This window comes from Paenibacillus sp. OV219, assembly GCF_900110075.1.
Classification (GTDB): domain Bacteria; phylum Bacillota; class Bacilli; order Paenibacillales; family Paenibacillaceae; genus Paenibacillus_Z.
Map to the genome: position 1 here is coordinate 936,146 of NZ_FOCJ01000001.1, position 16,031 is coordinate 952,176.

The following is a 16,031-nucleotide window of genomic DNA, read 5'->3' on the forward strand; positions in this document are numbered from 1 at the left end:
TCCTTGAATAGAAGGGGCTGGCTTTTTTTTCTTGAGTGATGCAGCATTGACAACATCTTTAACTCTCAGTTACTGTAAAACGTGGTACGAATTCGGGCTTGAGAGGGTGCAAACTGATCATGGATAATGGCATAGCTGTCATTGTAGTAGAGAAGGAGCCGGATGGACAGTTGCGGCACATTGATGAGCGGACTTGGTCGACAGCGATGATTACATCGCTTGAGCATATCAATTTCATTACGATCGGCAATCAGGAATATAAGACGATTGAAGGTCGGTTGAACTTGGATGCAGGAAAACTTGAAATTTTAGTCGTTGCTGTACGTAATGAATAGAGGCTATAGATTGCAACATGAGGAGGGGTAGTATTGAAATGGGATGAAGGTCAGGCCGAGTCGCTGCGGTCTAAGCTGTTTACGAGAGATGGCAAGCCGCTCCGGATCTTATCGACATCGCTTGGTCTTGCGCTAATTGCAAATGCTGCATTCGGTGCGATGGTCTTTGCAGAGGGGACTACTGGGGCAGAGCAGCCGAAGCTGGTGGAATTCTCAAATGAAGCCGTGAAGCAATATTTTGACCCGGCAGTGGATTGGAATTTGCCCATGCTTCAGGATGAGAACGCCGAGGAGCAAAGTGACGATACGGCAACGGGAAGCGGCGGCAGCGGTGGAGTTGTGAGCGGCGGAGGCGGAGGTACTTCGAGCTCCGGGGATACGATTATTATAAACAATGGTTCACACTCGAGCTTTGGCTGGGACGATCTTATGTTATATCATTTGCTGTTCAACCAAGGCTCGTCCTATTCGACTTCGCGTTATTATACGACTCATTCAACCTATACATCGAGCACGCACCAGCCTTACAAGCCGAAGACCTCTTATTCGAGCGACAGTTTTCAAAATAAACCGGTTACCGGCTCTAGTGTGCGTCCAGTCACTTCAAACAAGAGCGGATCGGTTACACGTCGCTCGAAGTCAACCTCGTCCTCGCCAGGCGGGATCGGCGGCAAGTCAAGCTCAATGAGCTCGTCGAGCAGCAGTAGCAGTTCGTCGAAGAGTTCGTCGCATTCTATCTTTGGAGGATTCGGTGGTTGATGACGGCTGCGAATCGGTTTGAAGTTGTTGGTGTACCGCATCCGGACCGCGCGTCTCGCATTGCACAGCTGCGTGAGCTAGGGTTCAATTGGGCGGACCTGGCGGAGGAGCCGTACTGGATTGATCAGATCGTCACGATGCCGCGGCCGTTGTTTGAAGAATTGGAGACAGCTTCTGCGAAGCTGTGGCTGATCCTGGATAAGACCGCTCGCTATATTCATGGCAAGCCGGAATTTTATGAGCTGCTCGGCATTCCTGAGGTGTTATGGGATGCGCTTGATCTTCTTCCGATTCCGCAAGATGGGCTCATTAGCCGGTATGCACGGTTTGATTTTGCCATCTCGAATGAGGGAGCCATTAAGCTGCTCGAACTGAACGCCGATACACCGACTGGTTATGTCGAAGCTTCAATTGCGACGCCATGGCTTTGTGACGAAGCGGGCATCGGATCACCGAATGCCGGAATGGCGCAGCGAGTGGCTGAGGCATGGGGCTTCGAACGCCCTGAAGCGGCAGCGTGTGTAGGTTACGGCCAGCATATAGAGGATTCAGGTACCATCGAGGCACTTATGAAGCATAGTGGCTTATCGATGCGCTGCGTGGATTGCCTTGAGCTTTGGGTGGACGAAGGTGTGCTGAAAGATGGCGAAGGCCAGGCGATTCGCAGCCTATTCGCGTTGTACCCGAAGGAATGGATGGCAGTGGACGATGGCGGGGAAGCGCTAGCTTACGCGATAGAAAGCGGCAATGTGATTTTGTATAACGGGATTCATAGCGTAATGCTCCAATCAAAAGGGTTGCTAGCCACTGTTTGGGGATTGTACGAATTAGGGCTTCTGTTCGACGATCAGGAGCGAGACGCCATTAGCCGATATATGCTGCCTGCATATAACAATCCGGTCTTCGAAGGCAGCTTCGTCTCGAAGTCCATGTTCGGACGCGAGGGCGGCTCTGTCCGTCTGTTTAATCAAACAGGCGAGCTGGAGCTTGCGGATGTGGATGGCTATGATACAAGCGAGCTGTTTCCACTGATGTATCAGAAGCGGGCGGAGCTTGCACGCATCGATACGGCAGTCGGCGAGCTGCATCTGCTTACTGGTATGTTTGTGATCAACGGAGTTCCTTGCGGAATGCTTGGCCGTGCAGGTGGTCCGATAACGGGCAATACGAGCCATTTTGTGGCAATAGGGGTGAGAGAAGAATGAGGAAGGTAGGCAGGTTGGGGCTACGGCTTTATGGGCTGACGTTGCTCGTGCTGCTTGCAGGGCTGCTGCTTGGCGCATGTGCATCGGATCAAAAGTCTGTATTTAACGTGAGTGCTGATGATATGGCTACGGAGGATTCGGCTGCAACTGGTGCTATTCCATGGGATTATCGCATCGTGCAGGGCAAGGTTGGCGATTTGGTAGGCAGCGATATGGTCATTCTGCCGGATAATACATTGATGGCGAACGATAGCAACTATGCGACGGGCGATGATATTTGGACATTGCAATATATGACCGCTGAAATGTCCTCGGACGTTAGCGGAAGCAACTCGATTAAGCTGTCGGCGTGGAATCCGATCAAGTCGTTCAAGAGTGAAGCGAGTGCAAAGGAAGATCTCGCGAAGCTGAAGCTGTCCCTGCAGACTGAAGTGCCGCTCGTTGGTGTGTATAAGACGTCCTTCCAAGGCAAAACGCGGGATTTTGCCGTCATTACACTGCCTTCGGGCAATCAGCTCAAGCAGCCGATTGACGATAAACGATATGAGAAGCTGAAGAGCTTGAAGAATGTGATGATCAACGTTGAAGAAGTTCATGACTACCTCAATTATGATCTCGCATATGCCAAATTCAGGGGGTGGGCGTAATGACCGTCTTTATTAATCTTGTCGTAAGTGTAATTGCAATTATAGGGCTTCAGCTGGCGGGCATGCTGATCTTCAGCTGGATGACGCCGTTTAAGGATATGGACGAGCTGCGCAAAGGCAATGTGGCCGTCGGTCTTGCGCTTGGCGGCAAATTCTTGGCAACAGCGATCATTCTTGGTGTCGCTGCCTACACGAACACGTCGATCTGGCATGTGATCATGTGGTTCGGGGTTGGATATGTTTGTCTCGTCGCAGCCTACTGGATATTTGAGCTGGTAACGCCGAATTTAAACATTGCCGAGCATTTGCAAAAAGGCAACGTAGCGGTTGGGACGCTGCTGTTCTGCGTGTTCCTTGGCACGAGCTTTGCTGTGAGTAGTCTAATTATTTAGTTTGATCTTGGTATAGAGTAGCAAATAACCGCCGGTTCCTTCGTGGAGCCGGCGGTTTGTCGTTGTCTGGATGAATGTGAAATGATCGCGATGATCCCGGTTGCGGCAATCGTACAAAACTGCTAACGCTTGCCGCACTGCGGGACCCAACAACGGAGTGCTTTCGCGCTCCGTTGTTTATTTTTGGCGAGAGAGAGGCTTCTGTACAAGCGCACATCGCAGAAAGCCATCTACTAGAAGGAGATGACTGGTAAGGGATGGCTTGCTTGGGTAGCGGGAGGGGAGCGGTATGGGCGACAACGGCTCGATGAAAAATGAAGTGTTTCTGGATGCTTCATTTCATCATCGAAATTATCATCATAAATGCTCCTGTACAGGTTCGTTAAGCTGTGACGGTTGCCGAGGCGTGACTGGGGCTACTGGACCGACCGGGGCGACAGGTGCTACGGGTCCGACAGGTGCGACGGGTGCTACGGGAGCGGCTGGCCCGACCGGTGCTACGGGTCCGACAGGTGAAACGGGTGCTACAGGAGCAACAGGTGTGACTGGCCCGACCGGTGCTACGGGAGCGACAGGAAATACAGGCGTTACTGGCCCGACTGGCCCGACCGGAGTAACAGGGGCAACAGGTGTGACCGGGGCGACAGGAGCGACAGGTGTGACTGGCCCGACCGGTGCTACGGGAGCGACAGGAAATACAGGCGTTATTGGCCCGACTGGCCTGACCGGAGTAACAGGGGCAACAGGGTCAACAGGTGTGACCGGGTCGACAGGCGCAACGGGTGTGACTGGCCCGACCGGTGCTACGGGAGCGACAGGTGCGACAGGTGCGACAGGTGCGACTGGGGCGACCGGAGCGACCGGAGTCACAGGTGCAACAGGTGCAACAGGTGCAACCGGAGCAACAGGTGCAACAGGTTCAACCGGAGCAACCGGCCTGACTGGCCCGACTGGCCCGACCGGTGAAACTGGCGCGACGGGGCCGAATTTTGCCGCGACGGGATTCTCTGCGTTTTTGGCGGCGTTATCTATTGCAGCAAGCACACAGCTGACGAACTGGTCCGTTGCGAGCCCATATTACGGGCACGCAAACTTCAATGCGACGACTGGCAACTTCACCGTGCCCACGACAGGCAGGTACACGATTCTCGCCACGATCAACTACTCGACTACAGCTGCGCTCTCGGTAAGCCTTGGCGCAGGTGTCAATCCGGCTTTTGCTGTGCAGCGGACTTCACCGACTTCTACGACCTTGGTAAGCGGTCTTTTTCCAATACTAAACGTTAATATCATACTCTTGCTTACGCTTCGCGCAGTTCTCGGCAGCGGTGTTGTCACGTTAGCAGGTGAAGTCACGTTGAATGCCGGTGACGTCGTTGGGTTGTTCTATAACGCGAACGGACTGACAGTTTCCATAAACGTCGGAAGCGGCGCGACGAACGGAGTTGTCTGGTCGATGCATGAGATCACCTGAGCGCAGGTGTGCCCAATTGCCTACAAAATCTTTTTTTCAAATGACCATGCAGGAGGCTGAGGCATTTAATATACTGTGCATCAATCCAAGAAGAGGGGGGACTCTGATCTATGCCATCGCCATTATTAGCCGTGAATCTCGTCGTCAAACTACCCGCCGCTTCATCATGCCCCCCAAAAAACAAGAAACCTAAATGCGTCAACTCAAAGAAGCGATGCGAACGTCATCCGAGGAAGCGGCGGCTTCGCCCAGTTTTTCCATGTCCCCCTCAAAATCCTCATCGTTACGTACCTGTAAAAGAGATGCGTTCCATCTCTTATTGCCCACCGCTTCCACCGCCGCCTCCTTTACCAGCAATCGTGCCAATCGTGCCAATCGATCCGGTGAAGCCAGCGAACAACATTATCATCGACAAGGAATGCTGCGGATCGATTTTGATCCAAGGGGTCCAGCCTGATTTTCACATATGGGAAAATGACGTAATCGCTATGATCAATCTCGTCCAAATTAGCATCACCTCAAGCGCTAGCAGCACACAGTCGCTCGAAGTGCTCATTGTAGGCAGCGAACAAAAAAAAATGACTGTACCGCCGGGCAGTACAATCAATTATATTGGGCAGCGAATCCACGCGGTTATCATCCCATCGCAGGGCGATGAGTTCACCTATGTAGAAGGGCGATTTGCCATCTCGATAAGCATTAAGCTACCGGGCTGACGACACTCGCTTTCTTTATTAGATTGTATAACGAACGGTTATGCAAAACTCTCCTTGAACCGCACCAGTAGCCACTAGGTTGATTGTATTGAAGCGGCTCACGGTAAACGTCGTGGATCCATTTGGAGGGACGATAATCGTTTGAACAGGTATGACCACACCGGTCAGCAAGAAGTTTATCGTCACCCCCACAGTGCCTGTTACGATTTTGACATAGCCGGTGCCTTTAATAATTTGGGCCAAGTTGTCGGAGTAGATGATTTGAGTGCCAGCTGCTGCAAACTGCCAGTTTATACATACTTTGTCTTGCACAGCGATGCTCTCTGAACAGCAGCTAAGCGCAGAACTAGAATCACACATGGACGGATGCCTCCTTCATGAGCGTATTAGGTAATCGGGTAACGTGCGGTAATGCAAAATTCACCTTGATAGGTCCCGGCATCTGTACCGGGTAGCGTCAATGTGATTGAAGCGAAACGACGATAAGTAAAAGCGAGACTCGTTCCAGGCTCAATGGTGATTGGGGTAATCATCGGAGCGCCAGCACTGTTAAGTAGATTGAACGTTATTGCTGCTGGGCCAACGTCGTATTGCACATAGCCGGTACCTACGAGGTTCTGATTCAAATTATTCGTGAAAACGATAACAGTAACATCGGCTGCAACGACTGTGCCGCTCCAAGGGGAGCAAACTTTATCTTGAACATAGTTCTTTTCGGAACAGCAGGTTAATGCGCTTGCGCTGTTGGAACAGGACATAGTCAGATAACCTCCTATTTAGGTTCTGAACTATTTAATGCAAGGAGGTGAGGGCTCGTTTGGACAGATGCCTGAGTGCAACTGAAATAATCGCAGTAATTTCGCTCCTAGTTATTGGGGATAGAAGCTGCCTCGTCAAACCATTCTAAGAATAGTCTCTTGAACCAATTCTGCGCAAGAAGCGTGCGGTTATCAATAAGGGGGAGCTAGCTTGACTATGACGACAGAGCAGCGTATCACGCTGCATGGCTTTAACAATTTGACCAAGTCGCTCAGTTTCAATATGTACGATATTTGCTTTACGAAGACAAAGGAAGAGCGCGAGGCCTACATCAAGTACATTGACCAGCAATACAACGCGGATCGGCTAACTGCCATTCTAAAGTCTGTTGCGGATATTATCGGTGCTTATGTGCTCAATATCGCAAAGCAGGACTACGAACCGCAAGGCGCAAGCGTGACGATGCTCGTCTCGGAAGGACCGATCGAGCAGGCGCCGGATGAATCGTTTGAAGAGTCGCCTGGCCCCCTGCCGAAGGCCGTTGCCATGCATCTGAGCACAAGCCACATTACGGTACATACGTACCCGGAGTACCATCCGGACGAAGGCATCAGTACCTTCCGTGCGGATATCGACGTATCCACTTGCGGGGAGATTTCTCCGCTTAAAGCGCTCAATTACCTCATTCACTCGTTCGACAATGATATATTGACGATGGATTACCGAGTGCGTGGATTTACACGCGATATTAATGGGTACAAGCTGTTTATCGATCATGATATCAGCTCGATCCAGAACTATATTCCGCCCGAGATTCAAGAGCTGTACCATATGATTGATGTCAACGTATATCAGGAAAATATTTTCCATACCAAATGCAAGCTCCGCGAATTCGATCTGAACAATTATTTGTTCGGGTATACGAAGGATACGCTCAGCAGGGAGGAGCAGCTGGAGATTGAGAAGAGCGTGAAGTGGGAGATGGATGAAATCTTCTATGGCAAAAATATGGTGTTCACCTAAAGCAAAAAGACCGCCAGCAAGGAGTTATGTTAACTCCAATGCTGGCGGTCTCTTCTTGTTATGTCATGAAGCAGATTACTTCATAACTGCACTCATGTGTGCTTCTGTAATGGACCAGTGAGATGCAGTCCAATATTTTGCCTTATCCTTGATGAGGATAATTTGCGGAGACTCGTGCTTCACTGAGGTATCTTCAGCGATTTGGTTGGATACCGGTCTAGACTCGATCACTTTAACGAGCACGAAATCAGTGTCGTCTTGTTCCGGGTTGTTGTTCAAGAAGTTCGAGAACTCGGTGAATGCATTCGCACTTACCGGGCAAGTTGTACTGTGCTTGAACACTACGAGCGGGCGTGAACTCGAGCCTTCCAAAGCCGTGTTCCATTCTTCGACGGATGTCAGTTCTTTTAATGCTGGCATAGAAAGCAGTCTCCTAACTGTTATGAAATGAGTTACAGAATAACCATCCTTAACATCATATCATAACGGAGAGCAGCCATTCCACTTTGCACTTAGCAAGAAAGTCTTATTTCTGCTGCAGCAGCATCGTCCACAAGGATGCCTGCTCATAGCCAAGACGCCATGCAGCGACACCTGCCAGATCATATTTCTTAGCGATGGCAAGGCGAGCTTTGACTGAGTCTGCTGTCTCTGCCCAGAACACATGCGTGTAGCCGTCTGCGCCAGTGTACTTGTACTTACGCTGGCCTGAAATCGGATCGTAAGTGCCAACAGCGCCGGTTTCTTGAATAAGGCTCGGCAGATCTCCCATAAGCAGAGCGCGGTTGCCTACCAGATTGCCGCTCGTGTCGATGCTCCATTCCCGCACGTAGAACGGAACGCCAAGCATCAGCTTACTGCGCGGAACGCCATACGCGAGGAACTGCTTCACGCCTTCCTCAACCCAAGACAGCTCAGCGACAGAGCCGGCTTCGCTGCTGCCTTTCCAGTGCTGATCATAGGCCATAATCATAATCATATCGACGATGCCTGCAAGTGCATTATGATCGTAGGCGGTCATTGCATCCCATGCCAAGTCGCCGCGAGGCAGGTCGATCGAGACTGTAAGTCCTGCCGTGTGAGCCGCTTTCGTAAGAGAACGAATGAATTCGGTATACAGTGTGCGGTCACTGCCAGCCATCATTTCAAAATCGACGTTAACACCAGCAACATGGAGAGTCTTCAGCTTACTAACGAGCGTGTTAATGAAGTTGGTCTTCGCCGCTCCATTACGCAAGAAAGCGCTCGTCAGCTTGCTGTCGAATTGGTTGCTGACGAGAGGAGTCACCTTAATGCCGGACGCAGCTAATGAGGTCATTAGCGCTGGATCGGAGTAATCGCTCAGCGTGCCGTCTGCGCTAGCAAGCTCGAACCAGGAAGGAGAATCATAATCGAGCCCTTGCGTCTGGCTGATTTGATTCATAATGCTGACTGTACGCGCTGTACCGTTCCAGCCAAGAAGCTTCAGCTTCTTCGTATTGTCCCAGACGATGCGGGCATCAGCAGTGGTTACTTCCGTATTCGCATATTGGCTGGCAAATTGTACGGCTCCCTTACGCGTATGGAAGGATCGGAGCAGCTTGTCTCCTTGTATGACACTCAGGTAAGGGATGTTCGTCCACCACGTGAGACCGTCCTTAACGACCGATGCACCGGACAAGGAGTTCGCGACAGCGATTGCTTTCGTAATGCTGTAATAGGAACCGACAACACGACCCGTTTGGGTCACATCAAAGCTCGGTTTATTCGTCTGGACGACTTGTCCCGTCTGTGTGTTAACGACGTTGCTGCCCGGCAGCGCAAGCGAAGCGCGGATCGCATCTAGCAGGAAGCTGTATGTTTTGTCGGTAAGCGATGTGCCGTCTTCGGTTTCAATGCTGTATACAGGAGCTGAGGCGCGTTGAACATTTTCCTGATAAACGGTTATGTTGTCCCAGACCCACTGATTGGTTGATAAATCGATAATATGTATGTTGCCGAATGCCTTAGCCGCTTTCTTCGCTTCGGCGAGAGTCGCGAAAGACCAGTTCGCTAATGTTTTATCTCCTTGATATAAGCGATAGGCGGGGTATTCACTCTGAACGAAGCCAGGCTTCTCCAAATCGCGGATTTGGGCGAAAGGAACTTTGCTAGCAAACTGCTTCGCTTCTGTAAGCGTGGTAAACTCGCGTCCTGGTGAGGAAACGCCATTCTCGTACACTTTGTAATGGGGGAAGTTGTCCCAGATCCATTCACGACCAATAATCTTCTCGACATGCGTATACGTGAAGTTCTTTGCATACGCAACAGCACTTGCGCTCGTCGTAAACTCTTTGATCGCGATATCGTTGTGATAGACGCGATACTTCGTCGTCTGATCGCTAGAAGAGGCGGCGTCGACTGTAACAGCTGTCGTTGCAAGGCCAGCCTGCAGTGCGATGACCAACGCGAATACGAGCGGCTTCTTGATTCGAATAAGCATGGTAAAACGTAACACTCCTCTCTTTTATCTATTCTATTAGACGTAGAATAGAGAGAGAGGTTGCGCGGATTTCGACAAAACCCGATATTTTCCATAAAAAAAGCGGGTACAGAGCTCGCTCTGTACCCGCTTCAACCTAACTTTGTGCACGATTAGTCTTCAATATCCGCCCAAAATTCTTCATCCGCATCCAGTGTGATCTGGGAGCGGAACTTCCGTATTTGATACTGCTTCCACAAATACTGCTCTATCGCTTCGAGCAAGTTCGCCTCAATCAAATATTGGTTTCGGCCATGTATCCAAACTTCCGCAGTATATCCGTATTGCTCTTCCCATGAAAGCTGTACTTCGACGTCTGTTGGCGAGACTCCGCGACGTTCAGCCATATGGAGGCAAACGGCATTAATAATCTCGTCCGTAAAGATTTTCATCGTTAGTACGGTCTCCTATGTTCAGGATTCGAAGGTTTGCGACGCGTCTTGAAGTAATGGAATATGCCGCGTATCGCGACGATTAAGATATAGATCGCCAGCACGTTAATGATTAAACCGAAGAAATCGCCTAGGAAGCCCATTCCTCCAAACATGCCACCGAACAGCATACCCGCCAATCCGCCGATCATCAGCCCCTTCATGAAGCTGCCGCCGCTGAAGAAACCGCGTTTCGTCGTCGTTGATGTAGCTGCTCCGGACTTTGTCGTGCCTGTTGTGCTTTTGTTCACATTATCTGCAGGCTTCGATGGGGTTTGCGTGTAACTCTTCTTTGGTGACTTGAAACCGCCGCCCCGTGGTTTAGCGTCTGCTGACCCTACGCTGAACGCAAAGAACAGTGCAAAAGCCATCAATAGTAAAATCCCTTTTTTCATCTGTAGTTCTCCTCCTGGTAGAAATGCGATGGCTGAATATATTGCCTTTCAGTTCAATTACGTCTAATATAGTCAAAGGTTTCAAAAAGATGTCTCGAAAACTCAGTAAATTCAATGTAATCTTGTTTAACAAGATGAGAAAAGTCACTCGAAAAGTCACATTTCTTGCAATTGAGGGGTTTCGAGTAGATCCGAGAACACATTTTTAAGCTTTTCTACGACGTTGCGCTGCATCTTCTCGGTAACATGAGTGTAAATCTTAAGAGTCGTTTTAGGCTCATCATGACCCACTCTTTTCATAATCATCCGAAGATCGACCTCAGCTTCAGCAAGCATGCTAATATGTGTATGCCTTAAAGTATGCGGAGTTACGTGCTTTTTAATTCCTGATTTTCTCAACAGACGCTGAAAACGTAACTCAATGGTAGCATGCAGCATAGGCTTTCCGTTTCTAGATAAAACGAACTCGCTATCATTGTTTCTTTCTTTCAAATTCCAAAGCATTTCCATAATGAATGGATCGACTTCAAACTCTCGAATAGAACCCTTAGTTTTAGGTGTACCTTGAACATAATTGGAATGAGTACTCCTGGTGCTGGCTGTCTTTGTTATTCTAATTCTGTTTAATGCTCTATTCAGATCCGTAAATTTTATGGCTATTAGTTCACCTATACGCATACCGGTGAAGGCCAACGTATAAACAATTTCCTCGTCTAAATCCTTTCCTGCGTCCCTCGCTGTATTTAGAAATAATGCTAACTCGTCACGCTCCAAGTATTTCTCTGAAATTGGACTGTTTTCAAGTTCCTCAACTGTGAGAATTTTCTCGGGAATTTTCGAACCCGAAACCGGGTTTTCTTTGCGATACTTCATTCTTAACGCGAACTTAAAGATCATGTTAGCAGTGGCGTTTATTCCTATTATGGTTGAGTGAGCATATTCATCATCGAACAACTCGTTTAGCAGCTTCTGATACGTTCCAGAAGTTATCTTATCTTGAACCATACGCCCAATTTTCTTCTTTAATACAGAAACACAGAATTTTCTTTGCTCAATAGTCGGAGGTTTGACTTTGCTACGCTCGTAATCCAGAAGCCACTCGTCTGCTAGATCTTGAAATCGAAGACCTTTCGTCTGTCTTGTATTAATACCGGATTCCTGAGCTTTGATGACCGCGTCAACACGTGCTTCTGCTAAAGCTTTTGTATCTCCGCGTCGTTTAATTTGTCGCCGCTCACCTGTATCTAGGTCAGCTGGGCCGTCCTTCGTACAGATCCATTTATACCCTTGTTTATTTTTTGCAAGGATTTTCGTAAATGAAGCCATCCTCCATACCTCCATTCTGAATGTGAAATCTAATGTCTATTTGAAGGATTTCCTCAATGTCACTCAAGCGCATAACGAGCCGATGAATCAATGTACAATCGAGCTGATTTCCAACCTGCCTGCATCGCTCCTCAGCAAAGGCGAAGACGGTGGGGAGGTGGACACCGACCCTATTGGGCTTGTCTTCTCGGATCGTATACGCGCTAAGAGGGACTGTGACTGAAGTAGTAGAATCATATTCATCAATCTCGGTACGCTCGAATGGTGCATCTAGAGGAATATAAAGTCTCTTCGTCCAAGTTGCTTCCGATAGTTTGCCGATTTTATACAGCAACCAGGTGGGGCATAATTCCCCGAAATAGCCACTCTCGGTGAAAATTACTGATGCTCTACCCATTTGAAACGATCACTTCTTTGTGCAGCTGGCGATGGAGCTGCTCGATGAGTCGGAGGGAAGCATCCGAAAAAATACGAGCGTCCGGATGAGATTGTCGATTTCTATGTAGTTGATCGATTCGTTCTTGTTGAATCCTCCGTTGAATTTGATTGATTCTGCGCTCAACGATGCGAAGTGGTAAAACAAACTCTTCTGCCAGTACTTTTAAGTAGTAGGAGCGATCCTGAATGGACTTAAATTCTTCAAGCATATATGCCGGCATAGCAGAGTAGAGTTGAAACAGCCCTGCCTGGGTCTCCTGCAACTCCCGGAACTGAACAGCCATATGTGTGTCTTGACATCCAGTGTGCTGCAATGGGTGACATAACTCGTGGAAGAATACATCTCGACGATGTTCTTCGGTCAAGTAGGCATTGATGAAGATAAAAGAGTAATCGTCATCCTTCCATTCAGCAAACGAGGGGCCAAGGTAGGTCCGAACTTCAACATTCCAAATCGCGGCGATTCGTTCAATTTCAATATCGCTAGCATAATGAATTCCATTCTTGCGATATGCTTTGTTTATCCATTTCTCCAAATCAGTTTCTTTATAAAGAATAAGATCTATGTAATTCATGTTGCCCCTCCTAAATACAAACATATGTTCTATTTTATAATGAAAAATAATAGCCCTTTGTTATGGGCTATTTTTCTTGATGCGAAATTCAAAAGCATGTTTCTGATAGTGCATGCCGTTGATGACGATTTCATATTTGGTATGGCGCTCGATCTGGCCACCGTAATCGTGAAGCTCACCGTCTTGCCAAACTTCGACGTGAGTACGGTAGAGGAACGCTTCGTTAAGTTCACTTGTCTTCATGAAGTCATTTTCCCTCTTGTTTATTCTTCCGTGCTTTTCTCATCGCTTCAATCGCGGCTCCAGCAGCTGCACGAGCAACTTCGATTTCTTCCTCTGTATACTTGTCGGCTCCACCGAAAAATGCTCGTCCAACAGAGGTATCCTCATTTTCGGAATGCTCTACAGCTCCTTTAGAGCCTTTAAATTTCTTATCAAGATCTATGTATTTTTGAGCTAGTTCATCAGCATTTCTGAATTGAGACTTACCAAATAAATAATCAACTGAAACTTCAAAGATGTCCGCAAGCTTTTGAGAGGCTTCGAAATCGGGTTCCCTTTTACCATTTTCCCAATTGGAATATGTAGAGCGTGCAACACCGACCTTTTTTGCAGCCTCTTCCTGTGTCCAGCCCTTTAATTGTCTTTCATTCTCAAGGTTTATGAGCTTCATGTTACCACCTCAAAGCAATTATATAGTTTCAATTTGAAACATCAAACATCGGTTTCAATAAGAATCAAAATACTGTTGACATGTTTCGTATTGAAACATATAATCAACTCATAAACGTTTCATATCGAAACATTGGAGGTGGTGAGAATGACTACAAATAGAAAATGGCTGGTGGCTCTTAGAGGTGAAATGACTCAAGAAGAGGTGGCTGAGAAAGCGATGCTCAATCGTAGTTCATATGCCAATATTGAGTCCGGTAAACGGAAGCCCAGTGTAGGTGTCGCAATGAAAATTGCAGAGGCACTCGGATTTAGTTGGACGCTTTTTTTTGACGAAAATTGTTTCGAATCGAAACATTCGGATAGGGTGTGTTCGTAAAATTCACTTGTTGAATTGGAAAATAAAGTTCATCAGCGAAACAAAGGAAGTGAAAACAATGCTTAAATTCGAGTTCGATTATGAACTGCTTCAAGGAATAATCAATGCTGCTGTAGATTCAGCACTTGAGCGGCACTCACTATCAAATAATTTACCTCCAATTCTAAACCGTACGCAATTTATGGAGCTCTTGGACATTGGCGCAACGAAAGCAGCCGAGCTCTTGAACCGAGAAGATTTCCCAGTAATCCGAGAACTGGGTCATCCGAGAGTTTTGACGCATTTATTGCTCCAATGGTGTGAAGATCACACAGATTGGGTCAATAAGAACACCGGCTCTTCATCATTAATTGGAACAAATAGATCAGTAAACCTTCGTCGTGCTAAATAAATTACATTGAAAATTCGAATTCTTGAGGGATTGAATTGACCAGCTCAGCAGCAAACACCATCCCCATCGATCACATGAGAGATCGATACTGGCGAGGAACATTACATCTCTTCTCCAAGCAACCTAAGCTTCGCGGAGTGTTCACAATCCAATATTTTAATTTGCACTACCGCTCAATTAAAGCATCTGGATTAAAACGTATCTCCGCACCTTGGTCGCAAAGCGAGAAGTTCATGCTCAATCTTGCTCTACACCTTTATAACGAATGCCATAAAGTCAACCTATGCGATATGGACTATTTAGATCCAAACAATAAGCAATTGGCATTCGAAGCAATCAAAATGCGGTTTGGATAAAATAGCGCCTGCCGGTGTTATAAACGGCAGGCAAGATAAGGGAATGTTGTTGGTGAGTAGATTGTAACAAATTGGATCGTCACATATCGACTGCTTCTTTGTGCCAGTTTGTCACAAAGCAATGTAAGCATGCGTATATGCAGCTCAGTACGATTTTATATGTGACAAGGAGATGGAATGAATATGTCATTTGGACAAGCATTACGGGAATTAAGATTGGGAAGGAAAATGTCTCAATCAGAATTTGCAAACCTATTATCTGTAGATCGTTCGCAGCTTTCACGTGTCGAGAATAACGAACGCGAAGCGACATTACAGATGAGGCAGCAGTTGTCGAGATCATCCTGGCGTATGGCGCTTATAATCGCTGACGAGGAAACTGACGGCTTTATTAGCAACATATTGAAGGATGTACCGAACCTTGATTTACACCCCGCAGCTCTTAAGGACCTATTACTCAAGGAATTGGACGAAGCTGAAGTAGCACTGGAGGCGCTTGTAATGGCGAAACATATCGATCCGGAGAAACGACGACAATCCGCCGAGCGTGTCTACCTTGAACTACGAGATGTCAGTCAAAAAGTAGCGGTAATGCAAGGTGTGCTAGAAGAAGAGTTCGGCCTTGACCGCAAACAACTCATTAAGCAGCACGAGGCTGAAGTGAAAAGAGGGGATCGATAACATGTCGCGAGAGCAATTGGCTGCAGAAGCTCAGCAAGCTGGAAGGAACGCTATTCATAATTTGATGTGGATGGGAAAGCACCCTGATCGGTATGACAGAGATAAGCACGAAGAAATGGTCGCGTATCTTCTTTTAATGATTCGCTTTGCAAATTATGAAATGAAAAATGCCCGCCGGCCAGGGCGGACATCAGTAGGATCCCGTACTAAGGAACTCTTGTTCTCTATTTTACCAATACGTAAGCGTTTGTCAAAGGGGGATATATCACTTGGATAAGCAAACTTGGACGCAGGAATTGTTATGGGTGAAACGTAATCGAGATGGTGTGATTGTTGGGATTCAAGAGAAAACACCTCAACATGGAGATATTGTTCCACTTGTACCAAGGAAAGAAGCCAGTAATAAACAGGCGGTTGTAGTGGGGGATTAAAAAAGCGACAGAGGCACTTGCCTTTGTCGTCAGCCGTCTGAGTTGATCAGGCTGTCGACGATGCAGGCAAGATTAGCATCATTGCACTTTGGCAATTAAATAGCTTCAATTGAGACGAATTGCGCATCGTATGGCCTCGAGGTGGT

24 protein-coding genes are annotated in these 16,031 nt (G+C 47.8%); 13 read left to right on the forward strand and 11 right to left on the reverse strand.

All coding sequences use genetic code 11. The features are described from left to right. The first annotated feature begins 119 nt into the window (after positions 1 to 119). The 6 genes from BMY11_RS04070 (at position 120) to BMY11_RS04095 (ending at position 4,812) form a co-directional block, all read left to right on the forward strand. Complete coding sequence (locus tag BMY11_RS04070) at positions 120 to 335, forward strand: hypothetical protein (RefSeq protein WP_090573160.1); 216 nt, start codon at positions 120 to 122, stop codon at positions 333 to 335. A 33-nt stretch (positions 336 to 368) separates the two neighbouring features. Beyond that, positions 369 to 1,094: a hypothetical protein gene (locus tag BMY11_RS04075; RefSeq protein ID WP_090573161.1), complete on the forward strand. Its 726-nt coding sequence runs from the start codon at positions 369 to 371 to the stop codon at positions 1,092 to 1,094. Beyond that, positions 1,094 to 2,299 (forward strand): glutathionylspermidine synthase family protein, encoded by a 1,206-nt coding sequence (locus tag BMY11_RS04080; RefSeq protein ID WP_090573162.1) that lies wholly within the window; start codon positions 1,094 to 1,096, stop codon positions 2,297 to 2,299. The genes BMY11_RS04075 and BMY11_RS04080 overlap by 1 nt, the downstream gene beginning before the upstream one ends. A gap of 14 nt (positions 2,300 to 2,313) precedes the next feature. Next, positions 2,314 to 2,946, forward strand: a complete 633-nt coding sequence (locus BMY11_RS04085; protein ID WP_256217294.1) for a hypothetical protein — start codon at positions 2,314 to 2,316, stop codon at positions 2,944 to 2,946. Next, complete coding sequence (locus BMY11_RS04090) at positions 2,946 to 3,338, forward strand: DUF350 domain-containing protein (RefSeq protein ID WP_090573164.1); 393 nt, start codon at positions 2,946 to 2,948, stop codon at positions 3,336 to 3,338. The genes BMY11_RS04085 and BMY11_RS04090 overlap by 1 nt, the downstream gene beginning before the upstream one ends. Before the next feature lie 289 nt (positions 3,339 to 3,627). After that, the gene (locus tag BMY11_RS04095) at positions 3,628 to 4,812 is read left to right on the forward strand and encodes a collagen-like domain-containing protein (RefSeq protein WP_177182481.1); all 1,185 of its coding nucleotides are present in this window, start codon (positions 3,628 to 3,630) and stop codon (positions 4,810 to 4,812) included. Between the two features lie 198 nt (positions 4,813 to 5,010). Here BMY11_RS04095 and BMY11_RS28710 read toward each other — a convergent pair whose 3' ends face one another. Then, positions 5,011 to 5,148: a hypothetical protein gene (locus tag BMY11_RS28710; RefSeq protein ID WP_177182482.1), complete on the reverse strand. Its 138-nt coding sequence runs from the start codon at positions 5,146 to 5,148 to the stop codon at positions 5,011 to 5,013. A gap of 32 nt (positions 5,149 to 5,180) precedes the next feature. Between BMY11_RS28710 and BMY11_RS04100 the strand changes: the two genes are divergently transcribed. Beyond that, positions 5,181 to 5,528 (forward strand): S-Ena type endospore appendage, encoded by a 348-nt coding sequence (locus BMY11_RS04100; RefSeq protein ID WP_090573165.1) that lies wholly within the window; start codon positions 5,181 to 5,183, stop codon positions 5,526 to 5,528. Positions 5,529 to 5,546: 18 nt separating this feature from the next. Here BMY11_RS04100 and BMY11_RS04105 read toward each other — a convergent pair whose 3' ends face one another. Together BMY11_RS04105 and BMY11_RS04110 are read right to left on the reverse strand one after the other, a co-directional pair. After that, positions 5,547 to 5,888, reverse strand: a complete 342-nt coding sequence (locus BMY11_RS04105) for a DUF3992 domain-containing protein (protein ID WP_090573166.1) — start codon at positions 5,886 to 5,888, stop codon at positions 5,547 to 5,549. Positions 5,889 to 5,914: 26 nt separating this feature from the next. Next, positions 5,915 to 6,286 (reverse strand): DUF3992 domain-containing protein, encoded by a 372-nt coding sequence (locus BMY11_RS04110; RefSeq protein ID WP_090573167.1) that lies wholly within the window; start codon positions 6,284 to 6,286, stop codon positions 5,915 to 5,917. Positions 6,287 to 6,497: 211 nt separating this feature from the next. Here BMY11_RS04110 and speD point away from each other — a divergent pair, with 211 nt between their 5' ends. Continuing rightward, positions 6,498 to 7,310 (forward strand): adenosylmethionine decarboxylase, encoded by an 813-nt coding sequence (speD, locus tag BMY11_RS04115; RefSeq protein ID WP_090573168.1) that lies wholly within the window; start codon positions 6,498 to 6,500, stop codon positions 7,308 to 7,310. A gap of 75 nt (positions 7,311 to 7,385) precedes the next feature. Here speD and ytxJ read toward each other — a convergent pair whose 3' ends face one another. The 8 genes from ytxJ to BMY11_RS04160 form a co-directional block, all read right to left on the reverse strand. Further along, positions 7,386 to 7,730 (reverse strand): bacillithiol system redox-active protein YtxJ, encoded by a 345-nt coding sequence (ytxJ, locus tag BMY11_RS04120; protein WP_090573169.1) that lies wholly within the window; start codon positions 7,728 to 7,730, stop codon positions 7,386 to 7,388. A 106-nt stretch (positions 7,731 to 7,836) separates the two neighbouring features. Continuing rightward, on the reverse strand, positions 7,837 to 9,771 hold the full coding sequence (locus tag BMY11_RS04125; RefSeq protein ID WP_090573170.1) for a glycosyl hydrolase family 18 protein: 1,935 nt from the start codon (positions 9,769 to 9,771) through the stop codon (positions 7,837 to 7,839). A 152-nt stretch (positions 9,772 to 9,923) separates the two neighbouring features. After that, entirely contained in the window at positions 9,924 to 10,202 is a 279-nt protein-coding gene (locus BMY11_RS04130; RefSeq protein WP_090573171.1) for a YxcD family protein, read from the reverse strand. A 2-nt stretch (positions 10,203 to 10,204) separates the two neighbouring features. Further along, positions 10,205 to 10,636: a hypothetical protein gene (locus BMY11_RS04135; RefSeq protein WP_090573172.1), complete on the reverse strand. Its 432-nt coding sequence runs from the start codon at positions 10,634 to 10,636 to the stop codon at positions 10,205 to 10,207. Positions 10,637 to 10,792: 156 nt separating this feature from the next. Continuing rightward, positions 10,793 to 11,962, reverse strand: a complete 1,170-nt coding sequence (locus BMY11_RS04140) for a tyrosine-type recombinase/integrase (protein ID WP_090573173.1) — start codon at positions 11,960 to 11,962, stop codon at positions 10,793 to 10,795. A 389-nt stretch (positions 11,963 to 12,351) separates the two neighbouring features. After that, complete coding sequence (locus BMY11_RS04150; RefSeq protein ID WP_177182483.1) at positions 12,352 to 12,975, reverse strand: ImmA/IrrE family metallo-endopeptidase; 624 nt, start codon at positions 12,973 to 12,975, stop codon at positions 12,352 to 12,354. A 60-nt stretch (positions 12,976 to 13,035) separates the two neighbouring features. Next, positions 13,036 to 13,218 carry a hypothetical protein gene (locus tag BMY11_RS04155; protein ID WP_090573176.1) on the reverse strand — a complete coding sequence of 61 codons (183 nt, stop codon included), beginning with the start codon at positions 13,216 to 13,218 and terminating at the stop codon, positions 13,036 to 13,038. 4 nt (positions 13,219 to 13,222) lie between these two features. Then, positions 13,223 to 13,648, reverse strand: coding sequence for a helix-turn-helix domain-containing protein (locus BMY11_RS04160; protein ID WP_090573177.1), 426 nt, complete (start codon positions 13,646 to 13,648; stop codon positions 13,223 to 13,225). Positions 13,649 to 13,795: 147 nt separating this feature from the next. Here BMY11_RS04160 and BMY11_RS04165 point away from each other — a divergent pair, with 147 nt between their 5' ends. The 5 genes from BMY11_RS04165 (at position 13,796) to BMY11_RS28715 (ending at position 15,885) form a co-directional block, all read left to right on the forward strand. After that, positions 13,796 to 14,026, forward strand: coding sequence for a helix-turn-helix transcriptional regulator (locus tag BMY11_RS04165; RefSeq protein ID WP_090573178.1), 231 nt, complete (start codon positions 13,796 to 13,798; stop codon positions 14,024 to 14,026). A 58-nt stretch (positions 14,027 to 14,084) separates the two neighbouring features. After that, a complete protein-coding gene (locus BMY11_RS04170; protein ID WP_090573179.1) occupies positions 14,085 to 14,417 on the forward strand; it encodes a hypothetical protein in 333 nt (110 codons plus the stop codon). A 539-nt stretch (positions 14,418 to 14,956) separates the two neighbouring features. Next, the gene (locus tag BMY11_RS04180; protein WP_090573180.1) at positions 14,957 to 15,454 is read left to right on the forward strand and encodes a helix-turn-helix domain-containing protein; all 498 of its coding nucleotides are present in this window, start codon (positions 14,957 to 14,959) and stop codon (positions 15,452 to 15,454) included. A gap of 1 nt (position 15,455) precedes the next feature. Beyond that, positions 15,456 to 15,731 (forward strand): hypothetical protein, encoded by a 276-nt coding sequence (locus BMY11_RS04185; protein ID WP_090573181.1) that lies wholly within the window; start codon positions 15,456 to 15,458, stop codon positions 15,729 to 15,731. Then, positions 15,724 to 15,885 (forward strand): hypothetical protein, encoded by a 162-nt coding sequence (locus tag BMY11_RS28715; protein ID WP_177182484.1) that lies wholly within the window; start codon positions 15,724 to 15,726, stop codon positions 15,883 to 15,885. The genes BMY11_RS04185 and BMY11_RS28715 overlap by 8 nt, the downstream gene beginning before the upstream one ends. Positions 15,886 to 16,031 lie beyond the last annotated feature (146 nt).